We start from the raw sequence: 11,486 nt of genomic DNA, 5'->3' as shown, positions 1-11,486 counted from the left end.
CCCTACCAGTGGTTCCTCCTGCACCTGGTGGTGGCCGCACTGTTCGCCCTGGTGTGGCAGACCCTGGTGGGTCAGGGACCGCTGGAGAAGGTCGTGGGCTCGGCGGTGAAGGCCGCCCGCCGGGCGGTGCTGCACGGCGCCCCCGCCCACCGGACCTAGCTCTCCGCCCCGCACGGTGTTCGGGCCCGGCGCGCGCCCGCCGGTCCCGCGGTCCTCGTGCGTGCGCTGCTCAGCTGCCGGAACGGTCGGGCAGGAACAGGCGGAAGCTGGCCCCCTGGCCGGGTCCGGGACTGGCGGCCTCCAGGGTCCCGCCGTGGGCCTCCACGAGGGCCTTGCTGATGGCCAGGCCCAGTCCCGACCCGCTGCGGTCACGGTCGTGCTCGCGCCCCGGGGCAGCGCGGTAGAAGCGCTGGAAGACGTGCGGCAGGTGTTCCGGCGCGATGCCCTCCCCGTCGTCGGCGACGGTGATGCTCAGGGCGTGATCGGTCTGCTCGGTGTGCACGTGGACGTGCCCGCCGGGCCCGGTGTGGCGCAGGGCGTTCTCCAGCAGGTTGGCGAGCACCTGCCCGATCCGCTCCGGATCCAGGAGCACCGGTCCGGGGCCCGGTCCGGTGCTGGAGGTCGTCACGGCCACGTCCTTGGCGGTGGCGGCCGGGTGGATGCCGGCCACTGCCTGGACCACCAGGTGCTGCGGGTCCACCGGGGACGGGTGCAGCCGGGTCATGCCTTCTTCGGCCACGGTGAGTTCCCGGATGTCACGGGCCAGACGCTCCAGGCGGGCGATCTGGGCGGCCAGGATCGCCTGGGTGCGCTCGTCGAGATCCACGACCCCGTCCTCGATGCCCTCCAGATGGCCCTTGAGACTGGCCAGTGGAGTGCGCATCTCATGGGCGAGATCCGCCAGCATCTGCCGGCGGGTGGTGTCGATGGCCGCGAGCCGGGCGGCCATGTCGTTGAAGGAGACGGCCAGGACGTCGAACTCCTTGCCCAGTCCGGTCGTGGGCACCTGCACGTCGTAGTGGCCGTCGGCGACCTGCCGGGCCGCGGAGGTGAAGGCCCGCAGGGAGCGGCCGACGGTGCGGTGGAGGTAGAAGCTGAGCAGCCCGGCGATGTAGAGGGCGGGGATCCCCCCGGTGGCCATCGCGGTGAGCCCGACCTCCCGGAAGGCGTCCTGCAGGTGGACCAGTCCGGTGGCCTCGTCGGCGTGCCCGGCCAGGAGCAGCTCCCGGTAGAACATGGCGGGGCCGATCAGCGCGGCCGTGACGATCACCGTGATCAGCCCGGCGGCCAGCACCGCGGTCTGGGCCAGCATCATCCGCGCGGTCAGGCTGCCCCAGTGCCGCGGCACCCCGGCCGTGACGGGCTGCGCCCCCGTGGTCGGCGCTGCGGTGCTCATCGTCCGCTGCCCATCCGGTAGCCGATCCCGCGCACGGTGTGGATGAAGCGGGGAGCGGTGGCCTCGTCGTGCAGCTTCTTGCGGATCCGCCCGATGTGCACGTCCACCAGGTGCTCGTCCCCGGTCCAGTGGGTGTCCCAGACCAGTTCGACCAGCTGACGGCGGCTGAGCACGGTCTGCGGATTGGCGGCCAGGGCGGCCAGCAGGTCGAACTCGATGCGGGTCAGCGCCACCGGGTGCTCGTCCAGGTGCACCTCGCGCGCCGTCCGGTCGACGACCAGGCTCCCGATCCTGTGCGAGCCCGGCGCGGCCTCCGCCGCTCCGGCGCCGCGCCCGAGGGCGGGGCCGGAGGCGGCCTGGTGGACCCGCCGCATCATCACCTGCACGCGGGCCACCAGCTCGCGGGGACTGAACGGTTTGGTCATGTAGTCGTCAGCTCCCACCGACAGGCCCACGAGCTTGTCCACCTCGTCGTCGCGGGCGGTGAGCATGAGGATGTAGCAGTCCGAGAAGGTGCGCACCTGCCGGCACACCTCGACCCCGTCCATCCCCGGCAGGCCGAGGTCCAGCACCACGACGTGCGGGCCGTGCTCGCGCACGGCCTCCAGCGCCTCGGTGCCGATGTGACGGACCGTGACCTCGAACCCGGCCTTGACCAGGTAGCCCTGGACCAGGTGCGCCAGATCCGTCTCGTCGTCGACGACCAGGACCCGGCCCGCCGGCGTCGTGGACATTGACCTCTCCTTCACAGGAAGTGCATGACCGCTCAGGGCGGCGGCAACGCAGGGCGGGCCCGGACAGGTTCGCCCTCGATGGTCGCCGGTGCTCCCATGACCCTCATCCTCCCGTGGAACGGAACCGTCCACCAGACCCGTCGACGGAGAGCACGGCAGAAGGAGCGGGACACCCGAGAGGCGTCCCGCTCCTTCCCGTTCGCGCCCGAGGGCGCGGGTCCGGCCGGCCGGGCTCAGCCGACCGGGATCACCCCGGCGTAGTCGGTCTGGTAGCCGGTGACCGGGGCGTGCGGGATCTCGTCCCAGCGCTCCGGGTCCTCCTGCTGCACCTCGCCGGTGGCCAGTCCGAGCAGCAGCTCCTGGAGGGCGAGCACGTTCTGCTGCACGCTCTTGCCGCGGGCCTTCTGGCCGAGGCTGCCGTCCGAGGAGTTGCCCGAGGTCTCGAAGAACACCACCGGGTGGGAGTGCCCCTCGGGGTTGAGCCCGCCGTGGTCCAGGCCGAGCATCATCGCCGAGACGACACCGCCCTTGATGTCGATCTCGTAGCTGCCGCCCACCTGGTAGCGGTCGATGTTGATGGAGCCGTACTTCGAGAGCTCGTCGTAGACGTGGACGTTCATCTGCCGGGTGAGCCGGTCGTAGGCCCCGCCCTCGATCCCCGGCAGGGTCGGCCCGCCGGGGGCGAGGGAGATGCCCAGGGACAGCGTGACGTCGTCGCCGGTCCCGTACTGCATCTTGAGGCCCTGGTGGTGGAGGTCCACGCCCCAGGCCGGGTCGACGGTCGTCCAGTACTCGTAGAAGGCGCGGGACTCGTCGGCCGCGAAACCCTCGGCCGTCCAGTCGCGGTTGAGGTCGATGCGCTGCGGCGTCCCGCCCTCCGGCGCGCCGGAGACCTGGTCCCACAGGACGGTGTGCCGGATGTTGGCCTCGGCGCCGTCCGGGTTGTACATGGGGATGATGTGGAAGGTGAACTTCTCGCGCAGCAGCTCGTACTCGGCCGAGCCGTTGCTGCCGAGGTCCTTGAGCAGGGTCAGCAGGGCGTCGGTGCCGTAGGGCTCGTTGCCGTGGATGCGGCCCTGGAGCCACACGTGCTCCTCGCCGGAGCCCACGGTCGCGACCCACAGGTCCCGGCCCTGCTCGGAGGTGCTCACCTCCATCCCGGCCTCCGCCAGGGTGAAGGCGTCCACGCCGTAGCGGCTGGTCCGCTCGAGCTTCTGCAGCTCCCGCACCACGTCGTCGGGGGTCAGGATGCTGGAGATGTTGGTCCGCCCCTCCGTGGAGGGGAAGTTCGCGTCCGCGGCGGCGGGTGCGGCCGCACCGAGGGGCAGGGCGACGGCGAGCGCGAGCGCCGCCGCGGTCCGGCGCCGGCGGCGCGGGCGGTCCGAGGGGCGGGGGGTCGCGAGGTCGTGGTGCTGAGGGATCACGTGCTGGTCCTCCGGGAGTGAGCGGTGCTGCCGGCGCGTCCCTGGGGTGGTCGGCGCCGGCACGGGGTGCTGGTGATGCTAATCACGATCGCACACACCCGTCACCGCCCGGGGCGCAACAGCAGAAGTACTGCTCGGTAGCCCTGTTTCCGCGCGCGGATCGTCCACGGCCGCCGCCCGCGTCCGGGCACCGGGCCCGCCCCCCGACCGTCCGGCCGCCCGGGCGGCGCGCCGACAGTTGCACACCGTGCAACGTTGCACTTAGTGTAAGGACGTGCTGCACTCCGACGACCGCCGGCGCCAGGTCAAGTCCGCCAACCGCCGCGCCATCCTGGACGCCGCCGCCGACCTCGCCGAGGAGCGCGGCCTCGGCCGGTTCACCGTCGAGGACCTCGCCGAGCGTGCCGGCGTCTCGCGGCGGACGATCTTCAACCACTTCGCCTCGGTCGACGACGCCGTCTACGCCCGGTGCAGCGAGCTGCTGGGCGTGATCGTCGACGACTTCGTCGAGCTCGCCGACGCCACCCCGCCGCCCGACGCCCCGAGCACGGGCGCGGTCTTCGAGCAGCTGGCGGACGTCATCGAGCGGACCGACCTGGTCCGGCCCCTCTCGCGCATCGCCCGGCTCGTGGGCACCGGCGAGAACCACCCGGCCACCATCATGTGGGGCCACGAGGTCCTGCAGAACGTCACGGCCCGGTTGACGGACGAGGTGGCCCGGCGCAACCCGCACTCCGACCCCTTCACCGTGGCGCTGCTGGCCAGCTCCCTGATCAACGCCATGGAGGTGGCCTTCACGCAGTGGGCGGCGGAGACCGGCGCGGCCGACACGCCCGGCAGCCGGCTCGTCTGGCAGCGCCTCCTGCGCACCGCGGTGGAGCACCTGCGGCACGGCTTCGCCGGCTGAACCGCCGCAGCGTCCACCCCGCACGCTTTCCCCACCCGTTCCACTCCTCCCCGGCCCCGTCCCGGGACGACCGACAGAGAAGAGCCATGGCCCAATTCCTGTACCGACTCGGGCGCCTCGCCGCCCGCCGCGCCTGGACCGTGATCGCGGCCTGGGCGGCCGTGCTCGTCATCGCCGGCAGCGCCTTCGCCGTGGCCGGCGGCCAGCTGACCACCGCGATCACGATCCCCGGCACCGAGACCCAGCGGCTGTCCGACCGCCTCCAGGACGAGCTGCCCGACGCCGGGCACGGCACCGGGCGCGTCGTCTTCCGCACGGAGTCCGGCAAGCCCTTCACCGCCGAGCAGCGGGAACAGATCGGCACGGCCCTGGTGGCCGCCGGAGACTCCGCCGGGGTCGACGGCGTGCTCGACCCCTTCACCGCCCAGGCGGAGCGCGAGGACCAGCAGCAGCAGCTCGCCGAGGGCCGCGAGCAGCTGGCCGACGGGCAGGACCGGCTCGAGGAGGGACGCGCGCAGCTCGACGACGCCGAGGCCGCCCTCGAGGAGAACCAGGAGAAGCTCGACGCCGCCCGCGAGCAGGCCGAGCGGGCCGACGCCCCGGCCCCGGTGCTCGACGAGCTCGAGAAGCGCCAGGAGGCCCTCGACGACGGGCGCGCGGAGCTGGAGCGCAACCGGGCGGAGCTCGAGGCCGGCGCCGAGGAGCTCGGGGCCCGCGCCCCGGAGGTGGCGCGCGGTGAGCGGCTGCTGGCCCTGGCCGAGGACACCCGCACCGTCTCCGAGGACGGGACCGCGGCGATGGCCGTGGTGACCTTCACCGCCCAGCAGCAGGCGGTGACCGCCGAGGACAAGGAGGCGCTGCAGGCGGCCGTGGACGAGGTGCCGATCGACGGCGTCCAGGTCGAGTACTCGAGCGAGATCGCCCAGGACATCTCCCAGCTCCTCGGTCCCGCCGAGGTGATCGGCGTCCTGATCGCGGCCGTGGTGCTGCTGGTGATGCTCGGCACCCTGGTCGCGGCCGGCCTGCCCATCCTCACGGCCCTGACCGGCGTGGGCATCGGCGCCCTGGCGACCCTGTCCTTCTCCGGGATCGTGCAGATGACCTCGGTGACCCCCATGCTCGGGCTCATGCTGGGGCTGGCCGTGGGCATCGACTACTCGCTGTTCATCCTCAACCGGCACCGCCAGCAGCTGCTGCGGGGCGTGGGGCTGCACGAGTCGATCGGGCTGGCCACCGGCACCTCGGGCAACGCGGTGGTCTTCGCCGGGCTCACCGTGATCATCGCCCTGGCCGCCCTGAACGTCACCGGCATCGGGTTCCTGGGGATGATGGGCACCGCGGCGGCGGTGTGCGTGGCCGTGGCCGTGCTGATCGCCGTCACCCTCACCCCCGCGCTGCTGTCGCTGGCCGGGCACCGGCTGCTCTCGGCCGGGGCCCGGGAGCGGGCCGCCCGCGCCCCCGCGCACCGCGGCGAGCGGCGCGAGGGCGTGGCCACCCGCCGCCCGGTGCTGACGCTGCTGGCCGGGGTCACCGCCCTCGTGCTGGTCGCCCTCCCGGCGGCCTCGATGCGGCTGGGCCTGCCGGACGCCTCCTCGGAGCCGGCCGACTCCACCCAGTACCGGGCCTACCGGATCATCGACGAGAAGTTCGGGGCCGGCGCCAACGGGCCGGTGCTGGTGGTCGCGGACCTGCCCGAGGGCACCGACGCGGCCGAGGCCGCGGACCTGCAGGTGGCCGTCGGCGAGGAGCTCATGGAGCGGGAGCACGTCGTCTCGGTCGTCCCGGCCGGACTCTCCGAGAACCGGCGCACCGCGGTCCTCCAGGTCACCCCCGCCGACGGCCCGGCCGCCGAGTCCACCGAGAACCTCGTCGACGACCTCCGCGCCTTCTCCCCCGCCCTGGAGGAGGAGTACGGCGTCGGCATCGGCGTCACCGGCGTGACCGGCGGCAACATCGACGTCTCGCAGAAGCTCGCCGCCGCGCTGCCGGTCTACCTGGCGGTGGTGCTGGGCCTGTCCCTGCTGCTCATGGTGCTGGTGTTCCGCTCGGTCCTCGTCCCGGTGATCGCCACCGCCGGGTTCATGCTCTCGCTCTTCGCGGCCTTCGGCGCCGTGGTGGCCATCTACCAGTGGGGCTGGCTGGGCGCCGTCTTCGGCGTCCACGACCCGGGTCCGGTGCTCAGCTTCCTGCCCACGCTGCTCGTGGGCGTGCTGTTCGGGCTGGCCATGGACTACCAGCTGTTCCTCGTCTCCGGGATGCGGGAGGCCTACGTCCACGGCCGCTCCGCCCGCGCCGCCGTGCGGGAGGGCCTCGACGCGGGCCGGGCCGTGGTCACGGCCGCGGCGATCATCATGATCTCGGTGTTCACCGGCTTCGTCTTCTCCCACATGGCCATGGTCCGGCCCCTGGGCTTCGGCCTGGCCTTCGGGGTGCTCGTCGACGCCTTCGTGGTGCGGATGACGCTGATCCCCGCGGCCATGCACCTGCTCGGGGACCGGGCGTGGTGGCTCCCCCGCTGGCTGGACCGGGCGCTGCCCGACGTCGACGTCGAGGGCCAGTCCCTGGAGCGCGGCCACGGGACGGCTCCCCAGGAGCCCGCCCCGGCGCGCACGGGTGCCGAGGAGGCCCGGGAGCCCGTCGCCGTGCGGTGACCTGCAGCACACCCGGCGCGGAGGTGACGGCCCACGTCGTCGTCCTCCGCGCCGGAGTCATAGACTGGACCATTGTGAAAGCACTTCTGCTGGAGAACGTCCACCCCGAGGCCGAACGCATCCTCAACGAGAAGGGCATCGAGGTCGAGACCCGCAAGGGCGCCCTCGACACCGAAGAGCTCATCGACGCCCTCGACGGCGTCGAGCTGCTCGGCATCCGGTCGAAGACCCAGGTGACCCGGGAGGTGTTCGACGCCCACCCGGAGCTGCTGTCCGTGGGCGCGTTCTGCATCGGCACCAACCAGATCGACCTCACGGCCGCCACCGAGCACGCCGTGACGTGCTTCAACGCCCCGTACTCCAACACCCGGTCGGTGGTGGAGCTCGCGATCGCCGAGATCATCTCGATGGCCCGGCACCTGACCGACAAGAACCAGGCCATGCACGAGGGCGTGTGGGACAAGTCCGCCACGGGCGCCCACGAGGTCCGCGGCCGCACCCTGGGCATCGTGGGCTACGGCAACATCGGCTCCCAGCTCTCCGTGCTCGCCGAGACGCTCGGCATGCGCGTGTACTACTACGACATCGTGGACCGCCTGCCGCTGGGCAACGCCCAGCGCTGCGACACCCTCGAGGAGCTGCTGGAGCGGGTCGAGACCGTGTCGCTGCACGTGGACGGGCGGGCCGGCAACGACAGCCTGTTCGGCCGCGAGCAGTTCGAGCGGATGCGTCCCCGCTCCCTGTTCCTCAACCTGTGCCGCGGCATGGTGGTGGACTACAACGCCCTGCGGGACGCCCTCGTCAGCGGGCACATCGCCGGCGCCTCCGTGGACGTCTTCCCGAACGAGCCCAAGTCCGCCGGCGACCCGTTCAGCTCGGTGCTGCAGGGCCTGCCCAACGTGATCCTCACCCCGCACATCGGCGGCTCCACGCAGGAGGCGCAGGTGGACATCGGACGGTTCGTGGCGGGCAAGCTCTCGGCCTTCGTGACCTCCGGCTCCACGACCCTGTCGGTGAACATGCCGCAGGTCCAGCTCAACAGCGCCGTCAACGGCACCCGCATGCTCCACCTGCACCGCAACGTGCCGGGCGTGCTCGCGACCGTCAACAGCGTCCTGGGCAGCCACGGGATCAACATCGACCGGCAGCAGCTGTCCACCCGCGGGGACACCGGCTACCTGGTCACGGACGCCGCCAACGGTGTGACCCGTGAGGTGATCGAGCAGATCCTGGCCCTGCCGGAGACCATCCGCCTCAGCACCATCAACTGAAGGCCCGTCAGGCGCACGGCCCCGGTCGCGTGACGGGGGCAGGTGGCACAATGACGGCATGAGCGGTGTCCAGGAGCAGCCCGCCGGCCACGGCAGGAGCACCTACGGGGCGGTCGTGCTCGCCCTCGCTCCCGCGGGGACGGCACCGGGCCCCGCGGACGCCGCCCGCCCGGGCGAGGAGGCCGGCCCGGTCCCGATACGCCCGGGCGCCGGCGCCCTGCACCCCCGTCACCGGGCCGACGCCGCCGCGCTCCTCGCCCGGCTGCGCGCCGAGGGGGTGCTCACCGCCCTGGTCACCGCCCACCCGGAGCTGCCGGCCGACCCGCCGGCGGACATCGTGGTCCCCGCCGGTCCCCCCGCGGACCGGGCCGCGGGGGCGGGCGGCCCGGACCGGCACCCGCCGGCGGCGTCCCTGCTGCTCGCCGCCCGCCGGCTGGCCGTCGAGCCCGAGCACACGGTGGTGGTCAGCGACAGCAGCCGCCTGGTCCGCACCGCGGTGCGCCACGGCTTCGGGCTCGTGGTCGGCCTGGATGGCGCGGCCCGGCGGGGCCCGCTGCTCGCCGCGGGCGCCCACCTCGTGGTGGACAGCCTGGAGGACCTGGACATCCCGGTGCGCACCGGGCCCGGCGACCCCGGCTGGGGCGGCGGCTCGGGCGGGGAGAGCCCGTGGAACCTCACCTACTCGTGCCTGGATCCCCCGCAGGAGGACCTGCGGGAGGCGCTGTGCACCCTCGGCAACGGGTACCAGGCCGTGCGCGGGGCCGCGTGCGAGTTCCGCGCCGACGGCACCCACTACCCCGGCACCTACCTCGCGGGCGTCTACGACCGGCTGCACCAGGAGGTCGAGGGCCGCACGGTGGAGCACGAGGACCTCGTCAACGCCCCCAACTGGCTGCTGCTGCAGTACCGCGTCCAGGACGGGTACTGGTTCGCCCCCACGCCCTCGAACGTGCTGGAGCACCACCAGGACCTGGACCTGCGCACCGGGGTGCTGACCCGCACCCTGCGCTTCCGCGACGAGGCCGGGCGGACCACCCGCGTGACCACCCGCCGGTTCGTCTCCCAGGAGCAGCGCCACCTCGCCGGCCAGGAGAGCGTGTTCGAGGCCGAGGACTGGAGCGGGACGCTGACCGTGCGCAGCCTGGTGGACGGCGACGTCGACAACCACAACGTCGCCGCGGACTCCCCGCTGACCGGACGCCACCTGGAGGAGCCCGCGCTGCTGGACCTGGGCCGCGGCACGGTGCTGGTCGACACCGCCACCGCCCAGTCCGGGATCCGCATCGCCGTGGCCGCCCGCACCCGCGTGCTGCGCCACGGGGCCGAGGACCCGACGCACGCCCGCAGACCCTGCCGCCCGGCCCCCGGCGTGATCGGCCACGAGCTGACCCTGCGGATGAGCCCGGGCGCGCCCCTGCGGGTCGAGAAGGTCGCCGCGCTCGTGACCTCGCGGGACCGCGCCGTCTCCACCCCCGCGCTCGCCGCGGCCACCCTGCTGGAGCGGGCCGGCGGCTTCGACGAGCTGCTGGGCGCCCACGTGGCCGCCTGGCAGGCCCTCTGGTCGGCCTTCGCGGTGGCCACCGACGCCGGCGGACGCCAGGGCCTGGCCGTGAACCTCAACACCTTCCACGTCCTGCAGTCGGTGGCGGCCGCGCACCCGGACCTGGACGCCGGCGTCCCGCCCCGCGGCCTGCACGGCGAGGGCTACCGGGGCCACATCTTCTGGGACGAGATGTTCGTCTACCCCATGCTCACCCTCCGCCGCCCCGAGTGGACCCGGGCGCTGCTGGCCTACCGGTACCGGCGCCTGCCCGAGGCCCGGGCGGCGGCGCGCGCGGCCGGCCACGAGGGCGCCATGTTCCCCTGGCAGAGCGGCAGCGACGGCCGGGAGGAGACGCCACGGGCGCTGTTCAACCCGCGCACGGGCCGGTGGATCCCCGACCACTCCCGGCTCCAGCGCCACGTGGGGCTGGCGATCGCCCACAGCGTGTGGCAGTACTACCAGGCCACCGAGGACACCCGCTTCCTCCTGGAGCAGGGCGCCGAGCTGCTGGTGGAGATCGCCCGGTTCTTCGCGAGCCTGGCCGTGCACGACCCCGAGGACGGCCGGTACGTGATCACCGGGGTGATGGGCCCCGACGAGTTCCACGACGGCCGCCCGGGCGCGCCCGGCGCGGGGCTGCGCAACAACGCCTACACCAACGTCATGACGGCGTGGCTGCTGACCCGGGCCGTGGAGATGGTCGAGCGCCTCGGCCGGGACTACGGCGGGCCCCTGTGGCGGCGACTGGACCTGCACGAGGACGAGCTCGCCCGCTGGGACCGGATCCGCACCCGGCTGCGCGTGCCGTTCCTGGCCGACGGCGTCATCGCGCAGTTCGAGGGCTACGAGGACCTGCCGGAGTTCTCCTGGGCGGACTACCGGGCCCGGTACGGCCGGATCGGGCGGCTGGACCTCATCCTCGACGCCGAGGGGCTGTCCACCAACGACTACCGGCTGGCCAAGCAGGCGGACGTGCTGATGCTCCTGTACCTCTTCTCCGCCGAGGAGCTGCGCGAGCTGCTGGGGCAGCTGGGCTACGACTTCCCCGCGGAGGCGGTCCGGGCCACCGTGGCCTTCTACTGCGACCGCTCCTCGCACGGGTCCACGCTCTCCAACGTGGTGCACGCCTGGGTCGAGGCCCGCCGGGACCGCGGCAGCTCCTGGTCCTTCCTGACCCGCGCCCTGGACAGCGACCTCCTCGACGCCCAGGGGGACACGACCCGGGAGGGCGTCCACCTGGGGGCGATGGCCGGTTCCGTGGACATCCTCACCCGCTGCTACACGGGCCTGGAGATCCGCGACGACATGCTGTGGCTGCACCCGGCCATCCCGCCGGAGCTGCCCCGGGTGTCCTTCTCGATCAGCTACCGGGACCAGCCGATCCAGGTGGAGCTGACCCGCACCCTGCTGCGGCTCTACCTGGCGCCCGGCACCGCGGCGCCCGTGCGGGTCAGCGTGGACGGCCACGTGCACGAGCTGACCGCCGGGCAGATCAGGCAGTTCCCCCTGGAGGTGCACGATGGCTGATCTCGGCACCGCCCGGTGCGGAGCCCCCGCCCC

At 73.4% G+C, this 11,486-nt stretch carries 7 protein-coding genes; 4 read left to right on the top strand and 3 right to left on the bottom strand.

Features of this window, described 5'->3' with window-relative positions; translation table 11 throughout:
• Positions 1–229: 229 nt before the first annotated feature.
• From GMA12_RS16605 to GMA12_RS16595, 3 genes are all read right to left on the bottom strand, one after another.
• Positions 230–1,396 carry a sensor histidine kinase gene (locus GMA12_RS16605; RefSeq protein ID WP_240898918.1) on the bottom strand — a complete coding sequence of 389 codons (1,167 nt, stop codon included), beginning with the start codon at positions 1,394–1,396 and terminating at the stop codon, positions 230–232.
• On the bottom strand, positions 1,393–2,130 hold the full coding sequence (locus GMA12_RS16600) for a response regulator (RefSeq protein WP_156270609.1): 738 nt from the start codon (positions 2,128–2,130) through the stop codon (positions 1,393–1,395). The genes GMA12_RS16605 and GMA12_RS16600 overlap by 4 nt, the downstream gene beginning before the upstream one ends.
• Before the next feature lie 233 nt (positions 2,131–2,363).
• Complete coding sequence (locus tag GMA12_RS16595) at positions 2,364–3,554, bottom strand: M14 family zinc carboxypeptidase (RefSeq protein ID WP_162459984.1); 1,191 nt, start codon at positions 3,552–3,554, stop codon at positions 2,364–2,366.
• Between the two features lie 274 nt (positions 3,555–3,828).
• Between GMA12_RS16595 and GMA12_RS16590 the strand changes: the two genes are divergently transcribed.
• The 4 genes from GMA12_RS16590 to GMA12_RS16575 all read left to right on the top strand — a co-directional run bounded on the left by GMA12_RS16590 (position 3,829) and on the right by GMA12_RS16575 (position 11,453).
• A complete protein-coding gene (locus tag GMA12_RS16590; protein WP_156270608.1) occupies positions 3,829–4,461 on the top strand; it encodes a TetR/AcrR family transcriptional regulator in 633 nt (210 codons plus the stop codon).
• A gap of 86 nt (positions 4,462–4,547) precedes the next feature.
• Positions 4,548–7,112 carry an MMPL family transporter gene (locus tag GMA12_RS16585; protein WP_156270607.1) on the top strand — a complete coding sequence of 855 codons (2,565 nt, stop codon included), beginning with the start codon at positions 4,548–4,550 and terminating at the stop codon, positions 7,110–7,112.
• Between the two features lie 74 nt (positions 7,113–7,186).
• Positions 7,187–8,383, top strand: coding sequence for a phosphoglycerate dehydrogenase (gene serA, locus GMA12_RS16580; protein WP_062737079.1), 1,197 nt, complete (start codon positions 7,187–7,189; stop codon positions 8,381–8,383).
• 58 nt (positions 8,384–8,441) lie between these two features.
• Complete coding sequence (locus GMA12_RS16575; protein WP_156270606.1) at positions 8,442–11,453, top strand: glycosyl hydrolase family 65 domain-containing protein; 3,012 nt, start codon at positions 8,442–8,444, stop codon at positions 11,451–11,453.
• The last annotated feature ends 33 nt before the right edge of the window (positions 11,454–11,486 follow it).

The sequence above is a fragment of the Kocuria sediminis genome, from assembly GCF_009735315.1.
Classification (GTDB): domain Bacteria; phylum Actinomycetota; class Actinomycetes; order Actinomycetales; family Micrococcaceae; genus Kocuria; species Kocuria turfanensis.
Note: the sequence above shows the minus strand (reverse complement) of the source record. Positions and strands in the feature narration are given on the sequence as shown.

Coding starts and splice junctions, on each gene's coding strand:
- GMA12_RS16585 (WP_156270607.1), top strand. CDS start 4,548: ATGGCCCAATTCCTGTACCGACTCGGGCGCCTCGCCGCCCGCCGCGCC.
- GMA12_RS16605 (WP_240898918.1), bottom strand. CDS start 1,396: ATGAGCACCGCAGCGCCGACCACGGGGGCGCAGCCCGTCACGGCCGGG.
- GMA12_RS16600 (WP_156270609.1), bottom strand. CDS start 2,130: ATGTCCACGACGCCGGCGGGCCGGGTCCTGGTCGTCGACGACGAGACG.
- GMA12_RS16575 (WP_156270606.1), top strand. CDS start 8,442: ATGAGCGGTGTCCAGGAGCAGCCCGCCGGCCACGGCAGGAGCACCTAC.